The sequence below is a fragment of the Pantoea eucrina genome, from assembly GCF_002095385.1.
Lineage (GTDB): Bacteria > Pseudomonadota > Gammaproteobacteria > Enterobacterales > Enterobacteriaceae > Pantoea > Pantoea eucrina.
Genome location: NZ_MIPP01000057.1, coordinates 1 through 19,420, shown reverse-complemented (window position 1 = coordinate 19,420; position 19,420 = coordinate 1). Strand labels below are relative to the sequence as shown.

Annotated in this window: 20 protein-coding genes, 1 pseudogene and 1 other annotated feature; of the genes and pseudogenes, 7 read left to right on the top strand and 14 right to left on the bottom strand. The window is 53.5% G+C overall.

Annotation, left to right across the window (positions count from 1 at the left end; all coding sequences use genetic code 11):
* Positions 1 to 128 precede the first annotated feature (128 nt).
* From clpB to rluD, 3 genes are all read right to left on the bottom strand, one after another.
* Complete coding sequence (gene clpB / locus HA43_RS17205; protein WP_094112203.1) at positions 129 to 2,702, bottom strand: ATP-dependent chaperone ClpB; 2,574 nt, start codon at positions 2,700 to 2,702, stop codon at positions 129 to 131.
* Between the two features lie 127 nt (positions 2,703 to 2,829).
* Complete coding sequence (yfiH, locus tag HA43_RS17200; protein ID WP_094112202.1) at positions 2,830 to 3,558, bottom strand: purine nucleoside phosphorylase YfiH; 729 nt, start codon at positions 3,556 to 3,558, stop codon at positions 2,830 to 2,832.
* The gene (gene rluD / locus HA43_RS17195; protein WP_094112201.1) at positions 3,555 to 4,535 is read right to left on the bottom strand and encodes a 23S rRNA pseudouridine(1911/1915/1917) synthase RluD; all 981 of its coding nucleotides are present in this window, start codon (positions 4,533 to 4,535) and stop codon (positions 3,555 to 3,557) included. Before rluD ends, yfiH begins: the two co-directional genes overlap by 4 nt.
* 128 nt (positions 4,536 to 4,663) lie before the next feature.
* Between rluD and bamD the strand changes: the two genes are divergently transcribed.
* The 4 genes from bamD (at position 4,664) to pheA (ending at position 7,395) form a co-directional block, all read left to right on the top strand.
* Entirely contained in the window at positions 4,664 to 5,401 is a 738-nt protein-coding gene (gene bamD, locus HA43_RS17190; protein WP_039379794.1) for an outer membrane protein assembly factor BamD, read from the top strand.
* Positions 5,402 to 5,657: 256 nt separating this feature from the next.
* Positions 5,658 to 5,984 (top strand): ribosome-associated translation inhibitor RaiA, encoded by a 327-nt coding sequence (gene raiA / locus HA43_RS17185; RefSeq protein WP_039379797.1) that lies wholly within the window; start codon positions 5,658 to 5,660, stop codon positions 5,982 to 5,984.
* 98 nt (positions 5,985 to 6,082) lie between these two features.
* Positions 6,083 to 6,208, top strand: a sequence feature (Phe leader region).
* A complete protein-coding gene (gene pheL, locus HA43_RS18765) occupies positions 6,084 to 6,131 on the top strand; it encodes a pheA operon leader peptide PheL (RefSeq protein WP_104085515.1) in 48 nt (15 codons plus the stop codon). Its footprint overlaps the feature before it by 48 nt.
* 23 nt (positions 6,209 to 6,231) lie before the next feature.
* On the top strand, positions 6,232 to 7,395 hold the full coding sequence (gene pheA, locus HA43_RS17180; protein ID WP_094112200.1) for a bifunctional chorismate mutase/prephenate dehydratase: 1,164 nt from the start codon (positions 6,232 to 6,234) through the stop codon (positions 7,393 to 7,395).
* A 30-nt stretch (positions 7,396 to 7,425) separates the two neighbouring features.
* Here pheA and tyrA read toward each other — a convergent pair whose 3' ends face one another.
* On the bottom strand, positions 7,426 to 8,547 hold the full coding sequence (tyrA, locus tag HA43_RS17175) for a bifunctional chorismate mutase/prephenate dehydrogenase (protein ID WP_071668527.1): 1,122 nt from the start codon (positions 8,545 to 8,547) through the stop codon (positions 7,426 to 7,428).
* Positions 8,548 to 8,553: 6 nt separating this feature from the next.
* Entirely contained in the window at positions 8,554 to 9,633 is a 1,080-nt protein-coding gene (locus tag HA43_RS17170; protein WP_071668528.1) for a 3-deoxy-7-phosphoheptulonate synthase, read from the bottom strand.
* Between the two features lie 303 nt (positions 9,634 to 9,936).
* Between HA43_RS17170 and HA43_RS17165 the strand changes: the two genes are divergently transcribed.
* The gene (locus tag HA43_RS17165; RefSeq protein WP_094112199.1) at positions 9,937 to 10,452 is read left to right on the top strand and encodes a GNAT family N-acetyltransferase; all 516 of its coding nucleotides are present in this window, start codon (positions 9,937 to 9,939) and stop codon (positions 10,450 to 10,452) included.
* Positions 10,453 to 10,508: 56 nt separating this feature from the next.
* Here the strand turns inward: HA43_RS17165 and rplS are convergent, their stop codons facing one another.
* From rplS to ffh, 5 genes are all read right to left on the bottom strand, one after another.
* Entirely contained in the window at positions 10,509 to 10,859 is a 351-nt protein-coding gene (rplS, locus tag HA43_RS17160; RefSeq protein WP_039379805.1) for a 50S ribosomal protein L19, read from the bottom strand.
* Between the two features lie 42 nt (positions 10,860 to 10,901).
* A complete protein-coding gene (trmD, locus tag HA43_RS17155; RefSeq protein ID WP_052246437.1) occupies positions 10,902 to 11,666 on the bottom strand; it encodes a tRNA (guanosine(37)-N1)-methyltransferase TrmD in 765 nt (254 codons plus the stop codon).
* A gap of 35 nt (positions 11,667 to 11,701) precedes the next feature.
* On the bottom strand, positions 11,702 to 12,250 hold the full coding sequence (gene rimM / locus HA43_RS17150) for a ribosome maturation factor RimM (RefSeq protein ID WP_039379809.1): 549 nt from the start codon (positions 12,248 to 12,250) through the stop codon (positions 11,702 to 11,704).
* An 18-nt stretch (positions 12,251 to 12,268) separates the two neighbouring features.
* Positions 12,269 to 12,517 (bottom strand): 30S ribosomal protein S16, encoded by a 249-nt coding sequence (rpsP, locus tag HA43_RS17145; protein WP_007893313.1) that lies wholly within the window; start codon positions 12,515 to 12,517, stop codon positions 12,269 to 12,271.
* A 141-nt stretch (positions 12,518 to 12,658) separates the two neighbouring features.
* Positions 12,659 to 14,020 carry a signal recognition particle protein gene (gene ffh / locus HA43_RS17140; protein ID WP_039379813.1) on the bottom strand — a complete coding sequence of 454 codons (1,362 nt, stop codon included), beginning with the start codon at positions 14,018 to 14,020 and terminating at the stop codon, positions 12,659 to 12,661.
* A 166-nt stretch (positions 14,021 to 14,186) separates the two neighbouring features.
* Between ffh and HA43_RS17135 the strand changes: the two genes are divergently transcribed.
* Positions 14,187 to 14,981, top strand: a complete 795-nt coding sequence (locus HA43_RS17135) for a cytochrome C assembly family protein (protein ID WP_094112198.1) — start codon at positions 14,187 to 14,189, stop codon at positions 14,979 to 14,981.
* An 11-nt stretch (positions 14,982 to 14,992) separates the two neighbouring features.
* Positions 14,993 to 16,278 (top strand): annotated as a pseudogene (locus HA43_RS17130) (HlyC/CorC family transporter).
* 48 nt (positions 16,279 to 16,326) lie between these two features.
* Here the strand turns inward: HA43_RS17130 and luxS are convergent.
* The 4 genes from luxS to HA43_RS19080 all read right to left on the bottom strand — a co-directional run.
* Positions 16,327 to 16,842, bottom strand: a complete 516-nt coding sequence (luxS, locus tag HA43_RS17125) for an S-ribosylhomocysteine lyase (protein WP_094112197.1) — start codon at positions 16,840 to 16,842, stop codon at positions 16,327 to 16,329.
* Between the two features lie 150 nt (positions 16,843 to 16,992).
* Positions 16,993 to 18,597, bottom strand: coding sequence for a glutamate--cysteine ligase (gene gshA, locus HA43_RS17120; RefSeq protein ID WP_039379822.1), 1,605 nt, complete (start codon positions 18,595 to 18,597; stop codon positions 16,993 to 16,995).
* Between the two features lie 31 nt (positions 18,598 to 18,628).
* Complete coding sequence (locus HA43_RS17115; RefSeq protein ID WP_094112196.1) at positions 18,629 to 19,057, bottom strand: YqaA family protein; 429 nt, start codon at positions 19,055 to 19,057, stop codon at positions 18,629 to 18,631.
* 116 nt (positions 19,058 to 19,173) lie between these two features.
* The coding region (locus tag HA43_RS19080) for a hypothetical protein (RefSeq protein WP_211279585.1) at positions 19,174 to 19,420 on the bottom strand (247 nt) is incomplete at its 5' end.

Sequence of the window (19,420 nt, the reverse complement as noted above, 5' to 3'; positions counted from 1 at the left end):
TGACAAGTGCTAATTTCAACTTTTTTGCTCGGGCGCTTACTTTCCAGGCAATGCGTTGTAAAAACCAGCTCATCTGTATATTAAAGAAACAAAAAACGGGCCCGCAGGCCCGTTTTTATGCACAACACTTACTGGTGAGCGACAATTTCGCCTTCGCTTACATCCATCTCGATGGTTTTTCCTGGCACAAACGCCCCGGAGAGTATCTTCTGCGCCAGCGGGTTCTCAATATGCTGCTGGATAGCCCGTTTGAGCGGACGCGCACCGTAAACCGGATCGTAGCCATTCTCACCAAGCAGTTTCAGTGCTGCTTCGGAGATGTGCAGCTGATAGCCGCGATCTTCCAGACGCTGATAAAGCCGCTGCAGCTGTATCTGCGCAATAGAGGCAATGTGCTGCTCTCCCAGCGGATGAAATACCACCACTTCATCGATACGGTTGATAAACTCAGGACGGAAGTGGTGTCCGACTACCGTCATTACCGTTTCTTTCATCGCTGGGTAATCAAGCGCACCGAAGCGCTCCTGAATTAAATCCGATCCCAGGTTCGACGTCATGATCACCACTGAGTTGCGGAAATCTACGGTACGCCCCTGACCATCCGTCAGTCGTCCATCATCCAGAACCTGCAGCAGGATGTTAAATACATCCGGATGCGCTTTCTCAACTTCATCCAGTAGGATTACGGAGTAAGGCCGGCGGCGTACCGCTTCAGTAAGATAACCGCCCTCCTCATATCCGACATACCCCGGAGGTGCACCCACCAGCCGCGAAACCGAATGTTTTTCCATAAACTCAGACATGTCGATTCGCACCATCGCATCGTCGCTGTCAAACAGGAAATTTGCCAGCGCTTTACACAGTTCGGTTTTACCTACCCCGGTTGGGCCGAGGAACAGGAATGAACCAATCGGGCGATTGGGATCGGATAAGCCCGCCCGGCTGCGACGGATGGCATTTGAAACCGCCTCTACCGCTTCGTTCTGGCCGATAACCCGCGCATGTAATTCCTGCTCCATACGCAGCAGTTTGTCGCGCTCACCTTCCATCATGCGTGCTACCGGAATACCGGTCCAGCGCGCCAGTACGTCGGCAATCTCAATATCCGTTACGCGGTTGCGTAGCAGCTTCATGATTTTGCCTTCAGCCTGAGTGGCACTCGCCAGCTGCTTTTCCAGCGCCGGAATTTTGCCATACTGCAGCTCTGACATTTGCGCCAGATCGCCTGTGCGCCGCGCCTGTTCCAGCGTCAGTCTTGCCTGCTCCAGCTCCGCTTTAATATTTTGCGTACCGGTGAGTGACGCCTTTTCAGCTTTCCACTCCTCTTCCAGTTCTGCATATTCGCACTCTTTCTGATTCAGCTCCGTCTCCAGCATCTCAAGACGCTTGACGCTGGCATCGTCAGACTCTTTCTTCAGCGCCTGCTGCTCCAGTTTCAGCTGGATGATACGGCGCTCCAGACGATCGAGCGGCTCAGGTTTCGAATCGATCTGCAGACGAATACTGGATGCAGCTTCATCAATCAGGTCGATCGCTTTATCTGGCAGCTGCCGGTCGGCGATATAGCGATGTGACAACGTTGCTGCTGCCACAATAGCCGGGTCGGTGATCTGCACATGGTGATGCAGCTCATAGCGCTCTTTCAGACCGCGCAGAATAGCGATGGTATCTTCGACGCTGGGCTCTGCCACAAATACTTTCTGGAAGCGACGCTCCAGGGCAGCATCCTTTTCTATATACTGCCGATACTCATCCAGCGTGGTTGCGCCAACGCAGTGCAGTTCACCACGCGCCAGAGCTGGCTTCAGCATGTTTCCTGCGTCCATCGCGCCATCAGCTTTGCCTGCGCCTACCATCGTGTGCAGCTCATCGATAAACAGAATGACATTGCCTTCCTGCTTCGCGAGATCGTTCAACACCCCTTTCAGGCGCTCCTCAAATTCACCACGGTATTTGGCTCCCGCCACCAGCGCCCCCATATCCAGCGCCAGTACGCGACGACCTTTCAGGCCTTCAGGCACTTCACCATTGATAATGCGCTGAGCCAGCCCTTCAACAATGGCGGTTTTACCCACGCCGGGTTCACCAATCAATACCGGGTTATTCTTGGTACGGCGCTGCAACACCTGGATGGTACGGCGGATCTCTTCATCGCGTCCAATTACCGGGTCCAGCTTGCCACGTTCGGCGCGCTCGGTGAGATCGATGGTATATTTTTTCAGTGCCTGGCGCTGATCTTCAGCTCCCTGGTCATTCACGTTTTCGCCTCCGCGCAATTGTTCGATAGCGTTCGCGAGTTTGTCAGACGTCACGCCGGCAGCTTTAAGCAGATCCGCCAGTGAACCGCGTGAATCCAGAGCCGCCAGAACAAATAATTCAGATGAGATAAAGTTATCGCCGCGCTTTTGCGCCAGTTTGTCACACAGGTTCAGCACCCGCACCAGATCGGCTGAGGGCTGTACATCCCCCTCGGTGCCTTCGACCTGGGGCAGACGATTGATTGCCTGTTCAATACTGCTACGCAGAGTGGCGACATCGGCTCCTGCTGCGCTAAGCAGCGGACGCACCGATCCCCCTTCCTGGTTGAGCAGAGCGCTCATCACATGAAGCGGTTCAATAAACTGGTTATCCTGTCCCAGAGCCAGGGACTGGGCATCAGCAAGGGCTAGCTGGAATTTGTTGGTAAGACGATCCAGACGCATAATTCCTCCCGTTACAGGTCAAAATGCTACTGGAGATTAAGATGAGGTCAGGCCTCCAATTTTCAAGGTTTCTGACCTGATATTGTGAGCAAAAAACAGGCTGACCGGATCGTCTCAGAGCGTAAGGTTATTGCAGCCAGATTAATGTAGCCATACGCCCGGTAACACCGTCGCGGCGAAAAGAGAAAAAATCCTGCTTTTCTGTGAACGTGCAGCGTCGTGAACCGCTGACAGAGGTTACGCCTGCGCTAAGCAGACGCTGTTCGGCCAGCAGCCAGATATCCGCAAAATATTTTGCGCCTGCCGGACGAAAGGCCACTTCTGCGCGCGCATCGTGGGCCATAAATGCCTGACGTACTTCCGCTCCTACTTCAAACGCACCGGGTCCGATAGCCGGGCCCAGCCAGGCATATACCTCGCTGGCCGGACAGTGAAACTGCGCCAGCGTCTGTTCCAGCACGCCGTTACAGAGACCGCGCCAGCCCGCATGGGCTGCTGCGACTTCACTGCCATCTTTACTGCAAAACAGCACCGGCAGGCAGTCAGCCGTCATAATGGCGCACACCACGCCCGGCTCCCGGGTAATGGCCGCGTCAGCCTGGGGCAGCGCACAGGCTGCAGGCAGACGCACTACCGCATTGCCATGTACCTGATCCAGCCACTGCGGCATCGCAGAAAGCGCTAATGTTTCTGCGATGTGCTGGCGATTACGCATCACGTGAGCGGGCGCATCCCCGACGTGAGCCGCCGGGTTGAGCGAATCCCAGGGCGCCCGGCTATGACCGCCCCGCCGGGTCGTGGAGCAGGCCCGAACGCGCTGCGGAGCAGGCCAGTCCGGGATGATCCATTCACTCATAGCCAGTCCATGCGATCGCGGAACTCTTCCGTATCGGCTTTTAAGGCGTCAATCAGATCAACCATGTCCTGCGGCAGCGGAGCATGCCACTCCATTTCAATACCGGTTATTGGATGATAGAGACGCAGCATCGTCGCGTGCAGCGCCTGACGATCAAATCCGCGCAGCATATTAATGAACGCCTCTGACGCCCCTTTTGGCGGACGCGGCCGGCCACCGTAAAGCGGATCGCCCACCAGCGGATGGTTGATATGCGCCATATGAACACGGATCTGATGCGTACGGCCCGTCTCCAGGCGCAGGCGTAGGCGCGTATGGGCCCGGAAATGCTCCATGATGCGGTAGTGCGTGGTTGCCGGTTTTCCCATCGGATGGACGGCCATGTGAGTACGCTTGGTGGAGTGTCGCGCCATGGGTTCATCAACGGTGCCGCCAGCCGTCATCGTACCGATGGCAACCGCTTCATATTCACGCGTGATTTCACGCAGCTGTAGCGTTTCCACCAGATGCGTCTGTGCCGGAACCGTTTTTGCCACGACCATCAGGCCAGTGGTGTCTTTATCCAGGCGATGTACGATACCGGCGCGCGGTACATCAGCGATCGGCGGAAAGTGGTAGAGCAGTGCATTCAGAATAGTGCCGTCAGGATTACCTGCACCGGGGTGTACCACCAGGTCGCGGGGTTTATTGATAACCAGAATGTGGTCATCTTCATAAACGATATTAAGAGGAATGTTCTGCGCTTCCCAGCGCTGTTCCTCTTCAATCTCAGCATCAATAGCCACCTGCTCACCGCCCAGAACTTTCTCTTTCGGTTTATCGATGATAGTGCCGTTGACGCTGACGCGGCGATCGAGGATCCACTCTTTTATGCGGGAGCGTGAATAATCAGGGAACAATTCTGCCAAAGTCTGATCTAAACGTTGTCCAAGCTGTGCTTCGGACACCGTTGCGGTGAGTTGAACTTGTTGTGCCATATACAGCTTCTTCGTTAACGTTGGGTTTTACGGCGATGCCGTTTAATATAATGTGCTATCGTACTGGTCATTACCGGGAGCTATACGGACAGCTTCCGCCATAACATTTTGAGGATAATCATTTCGTCATGACGCGTATGAAACATCTGGTGGCTGCCGCCACATTGAGCCTGGCCCTGGTAGGCTGCTCCGGCTCATCTGATCCGGTTCCGGACAGCCCGCCGTCTGAAATTTATGCCACAGCTCAGCAAAAGCTGCAGGACGGTAACTTCAAAGCGGCAATTAAGCAACTGGAAGCGCTGGATAATCGTTATCCATTTGGTCCTTACTCGCAGCAGGTGCAGCTGGATTTAATCTACGCGTATTACAAAAATGCCGATCTTCCGCTGGCGCAGGCTGCTATCTCGCGCTTTATGCGTCTGAACCCGACTCATCCGAATATCGATTACGTCATCTATATGAAAGGCCTGACGGATATGGCCCTGGATGACTCCGCTCTGCAGGGCTTCTTTGGTATCGATCGCTCCGATCGCGATCCTACCCACGCGCGCGATGCCTTCCGTGACTTCTCCCAGCTGCTGCGGAGCTATCCAAATAGCCAGTACGCTGCGGATGCCCAGAAACGCCTGACCTATCTGAAAGATCGTCTGGCGAAATATGAACTCTCGGTGGCGCAATTCTATACCAAGCGCGGGGCCTATGTCGCTGTTGTTAATCGTGTGGAAGGCATGATGCGTGATTATCAGGATACGCAGGCAACACGCGATGCGCTGCCGCTGATGGAGAATGCTTATCGCCAGCTGCAGTTAACGGCAGAAGCTGACAAAGTTGCGAAAATTATCGCAGCCAACAACAGCCAGAAATGAGTAAATCGTTCTTCTAAAAGCAGCCCCCGGGCTGCTTTTTTTTATGTCCGCAAAGGGTCTCTGCGTTGCGGTTAACCTGTCAATCCTGCCCTTCTGTAGTGCTGGCTTCAAGCATTTTTTGGATAATCTCCGGTCTTTCTCGCAAATCTCCTGCGTTGACAAAATGTGACGTTCGTATGTGATCCAGATCACATAAATTCCTGTGTAGCGCGGTATGCTGACTCTACCCAGACGGAAATGACAGAGAGGTTTAACTATGATTCTGAACATTACCAGTAAACAAATGGAAATCACTGCAGCAATTCGCAGCCATGTCGAAGACCGTCTCGCTAAACTGGAAAAGTGGCAAGCCCACCTCATCAATCCTCACATCGTGTTATCTAAAGAGCCCAAAGAGTTCGTAGCGGATGCCACCATTAACACGCCCAACGGTACTCTGGTTGCCAGTGCTAAACATGATGATATGTATACCGCCATCAACGATTTGATCGCGAAGCTGGAGCGCCAGCTAAATAAAGCTCAGCACAAGCCTGAAGCACGCCGCGCTGCCAGCAGTGTTAAAGATTTCATTCCGGCAGGATAAACTCTGCAGTTACAAAAAACGCGCCAGCTGGCGCGTTTTTTATTGACAGCTTTTAAGCAGTACGATTACTCTCAGAACACTTACCTGCCGGAATAAACCATGAAACATCAGCCATTTTTCTTCGCATTCTTTTTTACCTTCCCCTGAACGGGAGGCGCGTCGTCATGCGAAAATGAATGCGAAGACGAATGACAAAGCCTCCCCCACCGGGAGGCTTTTTTTTTAACTGTATTTACAGGTGAGCTTAATGAGTATCGATAATCCACTGCTGGCGCTGCGCGATAAAATCAGCGCGGTAGACAGCAAACTACTTACGCTGCTGGCCGAGCGACGGGCGCTGGCAATCGAAGTTGCCCAGGCGAAACTGACCACGCTGCGGCCCATACGTGATATTGAGCGGGAGCGTGCCCTGCTGGAAAATCTGATTTCCCTCGGTAAGCAGCAGCAGCTCGATGCCCACTACATTACCCGTCTGTTTCAGCTGATTATTGAAGATTCGGTGCTGACGCAGCAGGCGCTGCTGCAGAAGAACCTGAACCATCCGCATGCGCTGGCGCCCCGCATCGCCTTTCTGGGTCCTAAGGGTTCCTATTCGCATCTGGCTGCCCGTAAATATGCGTCACGCCATTTTGCTTCATATGTCGAAAACGGCTGTCTGAAATTTCAGGATATTATTCAGCAGGTTGAGGCTGGCCAGGCTGACTATGCGGTGATGCCAATTGAAAACACCAGCTCCGGCTCTATCAATGATGTTTACGATCTGCTGCAGCAGACGTCGCTCTCAATCATTGGCGAACTGACCATCCCTATCGAGCACTGTGTACTGGTAAAAGAGACCACCACGCTTAAACAGATCAAAACCGTCTACAGTCATCCCCAGCCTTTTCAGCAGTGCAGTCAGTTTATTAACCGTTTCCCGCAGTGGAAAATTGAGTACACCGAAAGCACTGCCGCAGCCATGGAGAAAGTCGCCGCGCTTAATTCCCCAGAGGTTGCCGCCCTGGGCAGCGAAGCAGGCGGTGAACTCTATGGGCTGCAGGTGCTGGAGCGTAACCTGGCAAATCAGCAGCAGAACCACACGCGTTTTATCGTACTGGCGCGCAAGCCGGTTGACGTTTCGGTGCAGGTCCCGGCCAAAACCACGCTGATCATGGCTACCGGTCAGCAGGCGGGTGCGCTGGTAGAGGCCCTGCTGGTACTGCGCAACCATAATCTGATTATGAGCCGGCTGGAGAATCGCCCGATTAACGGTAACCCGTGGGAAGAGATGTTCTACATTGATGTGCAGGGCAATCTGCAGTCGGAAAATATGCAGCTGGCGCTGGCAGAATTACGCCAGCTGACGCGCTCACTAAAAGTGCTGGGCTGCTATCCCGGTGAAAATGTGGTTCCGGTTGAACCCCGCATATAAGCAGAAAAGGCACCGCTGAGGGTGCTTTTTTTATTGCCGGCTATCGTTAGCCGAGCGTAACAGACTGCGGCTTTCAACCAGAAAACGCTGGGCGTGATCGCCAAACCACTGTTCCACGCGCTCAAAACTGCTGATAAACGCCTGCTTATTGCTCTGTTCCAGTAGCGATATAGCTTCACCAAAGCGCTGATGGTAACGTTTTATCAGCGCCAGGTTGCTTTCTGAAGCCATAATGATATCGGCATAGAGCTGTGGATCCTGCGCAAATAGCCGCCCTACCATGGCCAGCTCCAGCCGGTAAATAGGTGAAGAGAGCGCCAGCAGCTGATCCAGGTTCACATTCTCTTCAGCCAGGTGAAGGCCGTAAGCAAAAGTCGTAAAGTGACGCAGCGCCTGAATAAAGGCCATGTTCTGATCGTGCTCTGCGGCGCTGATGCAGTGCAGCCGTGCTCCCCAAACCTGAATCTGTTCCAGGAACCACTGATACGCTTCCGGCTGACGACCGTCGCACCAGACCACAACCTGTTTTGCCAGACTGCCGCTGTCGGGCCCAAACATCGGGTGCAGCCCCAGTACCGGTCCGGCGTGCGCGGCAAGCATGGCCTGCAGCGGCCTGTTTTTTACCGATGCAAGATCGACCAGGATGCAGTCATCCGGCAGCGCAGGCAGATCGGCGATGATCTTCTCGGTAAGATGGATTGGGACACTGATGATCACCATGCCCGCATCCTGCAGCAGCCGATCGGCGCGATCCCAGTCCTCTTTGTCCAGAATGCGCACCTGATAACCGGACAGTGTCAGCATTTTTTCAAACAGACGCCCCATCTTGCCGCTGCCGCCGACGATCACTACCGGACGCAGTGAAGGACAAAGGGTTTTGAAACCTTTGTCATTCTCATGGGTATAGGATTCCCGCATCAGACGACGCAATACATCTTCAATCAGATCGGGAGATACGCCGAGCGCTTCTGCTTCCTGCCGGCGTGACGCCAGCATGCTTGCTTCACGCTCGGGTACATAAATCGGCAGGCCGTAACGGCTTTTTACTTCGCCAACCTGTGCCACCAGCTCCAGTCGTTTTGCCAGCAGCCCAAGCAGCGCCTGATCGACTTCATCAATTTGATCGCGCAATGCGGTCAGTTCAGCCACCATTACTCTTTATACCTCGTGTGACAGACGCGCCGACAGCACTCCCTGCAGATCCTGATGGATCGTGCGCAGCAGCGTTTCGGTAGTATTCCAGTCAATGCAGGCATCGGTCACCGAGACACCATACTTCATTTCGCTGCGCGGCTGCTCTGAAGGCTGATTGCCTTCGTGAATATTGCTCTCAAGCATCAGGCCAATAATAGAGCGGTTTCCATCTTTGATCTGCGCAATAGCCGATTCGGCTACGCCAGGCTGACGACGATAGTCTTTGTTAGAATTGCCATGGCTGCAATCTATCATTAAGGCCGGGCGCAGTCCTGCTTTCAGCATCTCTTTTTCACACTGTGCAACATCGTCCGGGCCGTAGTTAGGCGCTTTGCCACCGCGCAGAATCACGTGTCCGTCCGGGTTGCCCTGCGTCTGCAGCAGGCAGACCTGCCCTGCCTGGTTAATGCCGACAAAACGGTGAGGCATCGCTGCCGCACGCATAGCGTTGATCGCCGTGCCGAGACTGCCATCGGTGCCGTTTTTAAAACCTACCGGCATTGAAAGACCAGACGCCATTTCACGGTGCGTTTGTGATTCCGTGGTGCGCGCACCAATGGCTGACCAGCTAAACAGATCGCCGAGATATTGCGGGCTATTAGGATCCAGCGCTTCTGTCGCCAGTGGCAAACCCATTTCAACCAGGTTTACCAGCAGCTGACGCGCAATGTGCAGCCCGGCTTCCATATCAAATGAGTTGTTCATGTAAGGATCGTTGATCAGCCCTTTCCAGCCTACGGTGGTGCGGGGTTTTTCAAAATAGACGCGCATGACGATATAGAGCTGATCCTTCAGCTGCACAGAGAGATCTTTTAACTGACGGGCGTACGCTAACGCTGCTTCCGGATCGTGAATTGAGCAGGGACCGCAGACCACCAGCAGACGCGGATCGCGCCCGGCAATAATGTCCGCAATAGTTTTACGCGAAGCAGTAATCTGAGCTTCCTGCTCTGCCGTCAGCGGAAAGCGTGCTTTCAGCTCCTGCGGCGTAATTAAAATCTGTTCGTCAGCGATATGTACGTTATTCAGCGCGTCTTTCTGCATGGTGGCGATCCTTTTTACTCATCTGTGCGGTTTGGATCCTCAGTGAGGATGACGCTTACTCTATCACAGGCTGTATTGTATGCAATCCATGCGTGTACACTATTTTTACCACCTGCATTGCATCACGGTATAAATTTGCATTTAAATTTATATTTATCAGATACATATGAATAAATGACACTGCATACCTTGCCGGATAGATGTAAATATAAAGTTACACCATCGTAGAGCTGCGACTCGTTTTTCACTGCGCGCTCAGTTAATATTCTGTAATTCCTCACAATTTATGAAGGCTGACTGATTATGACTGAGGTAATCCTGCGTCCCTTTGCGCTGTCAGATGCAACTGCTTTTGCTGAGGCCGTCAATCAGTCTCTTGATACCCTGCTGCCCTGGATGACGTGGGCGCATGAAAATTACCGGCCGGAAGAGGCAGTAAGCTGGTTTAATTTCGCTCACGCAGAGCGTGTCAGAGGTGAGGCCGAAAGGTTTGCGATCGCAGACAGCCATCATCGTCTGCTGGGAGGGGCCGGGATCCGTTTTGCCCGTCAGCCCGGAGAGGTTGCAGCGCTGGGCTACTGGGTACGCAGCGATGCGCAGCGTCAGGGCGTGGCTACACGCGCGGTAGCGCAACTGATAACCCTGGGTTTTAGCCGGCCAGATATCACGGAGCTGGAAATCCTGGCCGCCACAGATAATGTCGCCAGCCGCGCCGTGGCATTACGCAGCGGGTTTACGCTTACAGGCTGCCAGCACGGGCTGATTGTGCTGCCGGACGGGCCGGTTGAGGCCGCGGTTTATCGCTTAAAGCATCCATAAAAAAAGGGGCTGGCATTATGCCAACCCCTTGTTTGCTATTAACTTTGAGATGTCGCTTACGCGCCAAGACGCTCTTTGATACGAGCTGACTTACCGGTGCGCTCACGCAGGTAGTACAGTTTGGCTTTACGCACAGCACCACGACGTTTGACAGTAATGCTGTCAATTACCGGAGAGTGAGTCTGGAAGACACGCTCAACGCCTTCGCCGTTGGAAATCTTACGAACAGTGAATGCAGAGTGCAGACCGCGGTTACGAATAGCGATAACCACGCCCTCGAATGCCTGCAGACGTTTTTTAGAACCTTCAACGACCCATACTTTCACTTCCACGGAATCACCCGGACGGAATGAAGGTACATCCTGTTTCAGCTGTTCTTGTTCAATTTGCTTGATAATGTTGCTCATAATTAAATCTCATATCCTGGGTAAACTGATAGTCAGGGAAGATTACTCTTCCGCTTCATCGTTTTGTTGCTGCTGCTGTTCCCGCTGGAACTCATTCAGCAACCTTGCTTGCTCTTCAGTCAGAGCCAGGTTTTCCAGAAGTTCAGGTCTTCTTAGCCAGGTACGGCCTAGCGACTGTTTCAGGCGCCAGCGGCGAATATCGGCATGGTTGCCCGACAGCAGAACTGACGGTACTTCCATCCCTTCTAACACTTCAGGCCGGGTATAGTGCGGGCAATCCAGCAAACCATCCGAGAATGAGTCTTCATCGGCGGACGCCTGCTTGCCCAGTACGCCGGGAATAAACCGGGCGACGGAGTCAATCAGCGTCATGGCTGGCAGCTCACCACCACTGAGAACGTAATCACCGATTGACCACTCTTCGTCAATCTCTGTATGGATCACGCGCTCATCAATACCTTCGTAGCGACCACAGACCAGAATCAGTTTCTGGTTAGTCGCCAGTTCGCAAACGCCCTGCTGGTCAAGTTTGCGCCCCTGAGGTGACAGATAAATCACCTTAGCACCTTCTCCCGCCGCTGCTTTCGCTGCGTGGATCGCATCCCGTAAGGGTTGCACCATCATCAACATTCCCGGTCCGCCGCCGTAAGGACGATCGTCCACGGTACGGTGCCGGTCGTGCGTGAAGTCACGAGGACTCCAGCTCTCAATGTTGAGCAGGCCATTTTTAACTGCCCGGCCAGTTACCCCGTACTCGGTAATAGCGCGAAACATCTCTGGAAACAGGCTGATAACACCAATCCACATCGCGTTCGCCGTTACGTTACCGGATTGTCCGGAGATCAAAAACCAGGATCCCAGTCTACTTCAATAGTGCCAGTAGCGAGATCGACTTTCTTGATAACCTGTTCATCGAGAAACGGTATTAACCGCTCCTGTACACCGAATGCATCTTTCAGGTTCGCCTTAACGACGAGTACGTCGTTTGAGCCGGTTTCCATCAAATCAATGACTTTGCCCATCTCATAGCCGTCGAGGTTAACTACTTTACAACCCATAAGGTCTTTCCAGTAGTAATCACCCTCTCCCAGCGCAGGCAGCTGCGTGGAGTCAACCGTGATTTCACAATTGGTTAACTGCGCCGCCGCGTCCCGATCGTCAATGCCGTTGACTTTGATAATCAGGTCCTGATTGTGGTGCTTCCAACCTTCCAGTTCTACCTGCTGCCATTTACCGGCGCGCTGGATAAACCAGGGTTGGTAGTCGAAGATGCTTTCAGCGTCTTCAGTGGAGGAAAACACTTTGAGCCAGCCCCGAATTCCGTAAGCGGCACCCATTTTGCCCAAAACGATGGGGTTAACAGGAGGCTGTGCGGCAGGTTTACTGGTCATGCTCACCACCGTGACAGATTAAGCTGCTTTTTTTGCTTCTTTGATCAGCGCGTTAACGCGATCGGAAAGCGTTGCGCCCTGGCCAACCCAGTGCTCAATACGGTCCAGGTCCAGACGCAGACCTTCAGCCTGACCAGATGCGATCGGGTTGAAGAAACCAACGCGCTCAATGAAGCGGCCGTTGCGTGCATTGCGGCTGTCAGTGACGACGACCTGGTAGAACGGACGCTTTTTTGCGCCGTGACGTGCCAAACGAATTGTTACCATAACATCCTCTTTAGTTAATAAAACAACCGGGCCCCATCGAGGAACGGGGCCCGGGTGCAATATAAAAAGCCCGAAAATTTTACTCATTTTGGCGCAAAAAGCAACCGCAGTAGCATACTTTTCTGGCTGTGTAGCGATATCTTAACGGCCCGGGAAACCTGGCGGCATCATACCCTTCATGCCGCGCATCATTTTTGCCATGCCGCCTTTCTTCATCTTTTTCATCATGCGCTGCATATCATCGAACTGCTTCAGCAGCCGATTGACATCCTGCACCTGCATGCCGGCGCCGGTCGCGATGCGACGCTTGCGTGAACCCTTGATGATTTCAGGCTTCTCACGCTCTTTACGCGTCATGGAGTTAATGATGGCCTCCATGCGCACCAGCACCTTGTCATCCATCTGCGATTTAACGTTGTCCGGCAGCTGCCCCATACCCGGCAGTTTGCCCATCAGGCTGGCCATACCGCCCATATTGCGCATCTGCTTAAGCTGCTCAAGGAAGTCATTGAGATCGAAACCGTCACCGGTTTTCAGCTTTTTCGCCAGCTTTTCCGCCTGATCGCGGTCAACCTTGCTTTCAATATCTTCAATCAGCGACAGGACATCGCCCATGCCCAGAATGCGCGAGGCGATACGGTCGGGATAAAACGCTTCCAGCGCCTCGGTTTTCTCACCCATCCCCATAAACTTGATCGGTTTACCGGTGATGTGACGAATCGAAAGCGCGGCACCGCCGCGTGCGTCACCATCAACCTTGGTCAGGATCACCCCGGTCAGCGGCAGCGCTTCATTAAATGCTTTAGCCGTGTTCGCGGCATCCTGACCGGTCATGGCATCGACAACAAACAGCGTTTCCACCGGATTAATGGCGGCGTGGACCTGTTTGATTTCGTCCATCATCGCTTCGTCTACGTGCAAACGACCGGCGGTATCCACCAGCAGCACGTCGTAGAACTTCAGCTTCGCCTCTTTCAGCGCATGCTTAACGATGTCAACCGGCTTCTGGCTGAGATCGGAGGGACAGAAATCCACCCCCACCTGCTGCGCCAGCGTCTCCAGCTGTTTAATCGCCGCCGGGCGATAAACGTCAGCTGAGACCACCAGCACTTTTTTCTTGTGCTTTTCACGCAGAAACTTACCGAGCTTACCCACACTGGTGGTTTTACCGGCACCCTGCAGGCCCGCCATCAGCACCACGGCCGGCGGCTGCGCATTCAGGTTCAGGGTATTATTTTCAGCCCCCATTGCCGCAATCAGCTCGTTGCGGACAATCTTGATAAACTCCTGACCCGGCGTCAGGCTTTTATTGACGTCGTGTCCGACCGCGGCTTCTTTTACGCGGTTAATAAATTCACGTACTACCGGCAGCGCAACGTCCGCCTCCAGCAGCGCCATGCGCACTTCGCGCAGGGTATCTTTGATGTTCTCTTCGGTCAGCCGTCCGCGGCCGCTGATGTTGCGCAGGGTTTGCGACAAACGATCGGTTAAATTATCAAACATGCTCTCTCACTTAATACCGTAGCGAGGCCGCCTGAGCGACACAATGCGCCGGATTATAACACGAAGCCTGAGCGATCTCTGCAATTGACCGTGAGATCGTTTGGAGCATACTGCCGCTGACGCTATACTGCTTTTTTCCTTATCTCATCACTCTCAGAAAGGATCTATGTTCGTTTTCGCGATCGTGGCGCTCTTCGCCTACTCCCTCAGTCTTGCACTTATCATCCCCAGCTTACTGAAACATAACAGCGGCTGGCGGCGATTTGCTGTCCTGTCCGCCTGCGTTGCGCTGATTGCGCATGCTGTCGCGCTGCAGCAGCGGATATTTGCTATCGACAGCGGGCAAAATCTCAGCTTACTTAATATCGGATCGCTGGTGAGCCTGCTGATTTGCGCCATTATGACTATTGTGGCTTCACGTAACCGTGGCTGGCTGCTGCTGCCGGTGGTTTATAGCTTTGCGTTAATTAATCTGGCGTTTGCCACCTTTGTCCCGAATGCCTTTATTACGCACCTCGAGACCACGCCGGGCATGATGGTGCATATCGGTCTGTCGCTGTTTGCTTATGCCACGCTGATTATTGCCGCGCTCTATGCGCTGCAGCTGGCGTGGATCGACTATCAGCTGAAAAACAAAAAGCTCGCCTTTACGCAGGATATGCCGCCGCTGCTAAGCATTGAGCGCAAAATGTTTCATATCACGCAGATTGGCGTGGTGCTGCTGACGCTGGTGCTTTGCACCGGGCTTTTCTTCATGGACAACCTGTTCAGCGCAGAGAATATCGATAAAGCGGTGCTCTCTATTCTTGCGTGGTTCGTCTATATCGTGCTGCTCTGGGGGCACTACCGTGAAGGGTGGCGCGGACGGCGCGTGGTCTGGTTTAACTGCGGCGGTGCGCTGCTGCTGACCATGGCTTACTTCGGCAGTCGCGTACTGCAGCATCTTCTCACTTCCCACTAAGGAATTTTTCGTTGGAACATGTTTCAACCACCACGATGATTATCATTCTTGTCATCATGGTGCTGGTCTCAGCGTACTTCTCCGGCTCTGAGACCGGCATGATGACGCTCAACCGCTATAAGCTGCGGCACAAAGCGAAAAGCGGTAATCGTGCAGCGCGGCGCGTTGAGAAACTGCTGCGCCGGCCCGATCGCCTGATTAGTCTGGTCTTAATCGGCAACAACCTGGTCAATATCCTCGCCTCCGCGCTGGGGACTATCGTAGGGATGCGTCTGTATGGTGATGCCGGGGTCGCTATCGCCACCGGCGTGCTGACCTTTGTTGTTCTGGTTTTTGCTGAAGTCCTGCCCAAAACCATCGCAGCGCTCTATCCTGAAAAAGTTGCCTACCCCAGCAGCGTTTTACTGGCGCCGCTGCAGTATGTGATGCTGCCACTGGTCTGGCTGCTTAATACCATTACGCGCATGCTGATGCGTATGGTGGGGATCAAAGCAGAGGCTCCGTAAACTCCGCGCTGAGCAAAGAGGAGCTGCGCACCATTGTCTACGAGTCGCGCTCGCTGATGTCTCGCCGTAATCAGGATATGCTGCTCTCCGTGCTCGATCTGGAAAAAGTCAGCGTGGATGACATCATGGTGCCGCGCAATGAAATTGTTGGTATCAATATCAATGACGACTGGAAATCGATTGAGCGTCAGCTGAGTAACTCTCCGCACGGGCGTATTGTGCTGTTTCGCGATTCGCTGGACGATACCGTGGGCATGCTGCGCGTGCGCGAAGCCTGGCGCATGATGACGGAAAAAAAGGAGTTCAATAAGGAGCGTCTGCTGCGCGCGGCTGATGAGATCTACTATGTGCCGGAAGGCACGCCGCTGAATGTGCAGCTGGTTAAGTTCCAGCGCAATAAGAAAAAAGCGGGTCTGGTAGTGGATGAGTATGGCGATATTAAGGGGCTCATCACCATCGAAGATATTCTGGAAGAGATCGTTGGCGACTTTACTACCTCCATGTCCCCTTCTCTCGCAGAAGAGGTGATGCCGCAGAATGATGGCTCGGTGCTGATTGAAGGCAGCGCTAACGTGCGCGAAATCAATAAGGCGTTCAACTGGACGCTGCCGGAAGAGGAAGCGCGCACCATTAACGGCATGCTGCTTGAGGCGCTGGAAGAGATCCCGCAGACCGAAACGCGGGTACAGGTTGGCAGCTATGACATCGATATTCTCGACGTGCAGGACAACATGGTGAAGCAGGTGCGGGTTACACCGCAGCAGCCGCTGAAAAGCTCAGTGGGATCGTGATACAAAAAAACGCCGCAGAATATGCGGCGTTTTTACAGAAAGGGCTAATCAGATATGCAACTCTTTCAGCTTCTCTGCTGGCAGCTTCAGATCTTCGTTGCGATTAATACCGATCTCGTGTGACAGAACATTACGCGCAATCTGCTGCGCTTCGTCCAGGGAGTGCAGCTTGTAGCTGCCACACTGATACTCATTAAGCTCCGGGATCTGATTCTGATCTTTGACTTTCAGAACATCTTCCATCGCCCCTTTCCACGCCTGCGCCACGCGCTGCTCGTCTGGCGTGCCGATCAGGCTCATGTAGAAACCGGTACGGCACCCCATTGGAGATATGTCTACGATCTCCACGCCGTCACCGTTGAGGTGATCGCGCATAAAGCCGGCAAACAGATGCTCCAGCGTATGGATCCCGCGCTCGGTCAGAATGTCGATGTTTGGCCGGCAGAAACGCAGATCGAAAACGGTGATGGTATCGCCATGCGGAGTTGTCATGGTCTTTGCCACGCGTACTGCCGGCGCGGCCATGATGGTGTGATCAACGGTAAAACTGTCCAGTAGTGGCATACGTCACCTCCTGTTTGAAAAATTTTTTCTGAACGATGAAACTTTTCTCGTCGTTCTGCGTCTGAATATATGAAAGACGCGCATTTGTTATCATCATCCCTGACAACAGAGATGTTAATTTTGGCCACAGTGATGTGGCCATTTTCTTTTTCAGCCTTCCCGACCTGCCAGATAATCCTCAAAGCTTATGCTATCACTCGCTTCCAGCGCCTGCTGTGCAGCAACAGACTCCTGCGCCTGCTGAGTGAAATCCGCTTCGGTCAGAATTTCCAGTGGCTCCGCGCAGAGCATCTGCCGGTACTGCTCCGCCAGTGCAACACCTGCTCCGGTCAGGCCGTTTTCTTTAATAGCGTGAAGAATGCGCGCCGAGTAGGTTAGCTCAGGATCGTCAAAAGAAGCTACCAGTTGATCGCATACCTGCTGATATTGCGTGCTGCCCTCATTGCTATCCAGCACTTCCGCGACGCGACGCAGATCGGCAAAGAGCGCTTTGCCTACTTCAACCAGCGAATGTTCAGTGTCGCTGCAGCCAACGCCAATAACCAGCCCTGGCTTACGTCCTTCCATCACCACGCGGTTCCAGTTTTTGCGACTGCAGAGCAGCTCGCTGGCGCTCAGTTCAGGGGCATCGGCCAGCGTACACCAAATCAGGAACAGATCGAGGAAGCGCGCCTGATCGGCATCCACACCTACCGGTGAGAACGGATTGATATCAAGCGAGCGCACTTCAATATACTCAATGCCGCCACGCAGCAGCGCATCAGAAGGGGCTTCTCCCGAACGGGTAACGCGCTTCGGACGGATAGGCGCATACAGCTCGTTCTCAATCTGCAGTACATTAGTATTAAGCTGCAGCCAGTTGCCTTCAGCATCTTTGACGCCCATGGCTGCGTACTCTTCAGAAGGGGTTTTGATTGCGGCCTTCAGCGCGCTCACATACCCTTCCAGCGAGTTGAAGGTAATACCGAGATTACTTTGTGACTTATTGGTATAACCCAGGTCACTCAGGCGCAGAGAGGTCGCATACGGCAGCCACAGCGTATCTTTACCATCCGTTTCAAACGGCAGCTGGCTCTCACGCCCCTGAAGAAATGAGGAGCTGATCGCCGGCGAGGCACCAAACAGATAAGGGATCACCCAGCCGAAACGATAATAGTTGCGGATCAGGCGCAGATAGCCCGCAGAGATGGTCTCTTTACCGCTCTCAGCATCTTTTACATCCGCCCACTCCTGCCAGAAAGAGAGCGGCAGCGAGAAGTTGTAATGCACGCCAGAGATAATCTGCATCAGCGCGCTGTAGCGGTTTTTCAGCCCCTGCCGGTAGAGGGTCTTCATCTGGCCCACGTTTGAACTGCCATACTGCGCCAGCTCAATTTTATCGGTATCGTCAACGTGACCGGGCATACTGAAGGGCCACATGCGCTCTTCACCCAGCTGTTTTGCCACATGGCGATGGATGTCGCGCAGGAAGGTCAGCGAGCGATCGATATTTTTATCGACCGGCGTAATGAACTCCAGCAGCGTTTCCGCAAAATCCGTGGTGATCCAGTCATGCTTCAGCGCCGAGCCAAGCGATGCCGGATGGCCGGTAGTAGCCAGATGACCATCGGGCCCGACGCGTAACGTTTCGCGTTCGATGCCACGGCCGATACCCTTTAACGCGTCGGGATGCGCTTCCAGCCAGGAGAGCGCTTTTGATACGTCCGGGATCACATTAACCTCCCGCTGTGAGAATAATTTATTTTTGTTCAGCATAATGTTAACCGTAGCCTCGAATCTGTGCGAATCAATGCCACCACTCCATACCCTGTACTGTGGCGATCGCGATAAAGATATAACGCAGCGTTTTGCCGAGAGCGAGAAACAGCATGCAAGGCAGCCAGCTGAAGCGCAACCAGCCTGCGAGAACGCAAAGCAGATCGCCAGCAACCGGCAGCCAGCTAAAGATCAATGCCGCAGGGCCCCATCGGTGTAACCACGTCAATGCTGTGTCATGCCATCGCCCCTGCCCGTTCTGCGGCATAAGGCGACCAAGAAAAATGTTGGTCAGGCCACCCAGCGTGTTTCCCACTGATGCAGCCAGCAACAGGCCATATACCGATCCTTTCTGAGCAACCAGCAGCGCTATCAGTACAGCTTCTGAACTGCCCGGAAGCAGCGTGGCGCTCAGAAAGCTGCTGCCCAGCAGCGAGCCATAAATCAGGAAATCATTCACGGTAATGGCATATCGCACGTACGACAAAATGAGCCATTACTTTAGCTTAATGCGCTCAGGTTGTCGCCAGGCAGGCTTAACCGCAAATGCTTTGAAAGCATTAGGAATTTTCGTTTTCAGAAAAAGGTCAGGGAACAAAACCGGGCATAAATGGCGGTAAATGCAGCATTTTTCAAAACAGAGTACAAAAGAGAGTCAGCATTCCTATTAACGCCAGTGAACTCTGGCGGCGCTAAAATCGCTGAACAGAGACGGGTTAATTGCGAAAGCGGCTGGTACTGCCGGGGGAGATTTGGAAAGCACAGCCCGGGTGCTGAAGCTGTCGGTAACGGGTTTAACTGAAGCATATAGGGAAAAAGCAGA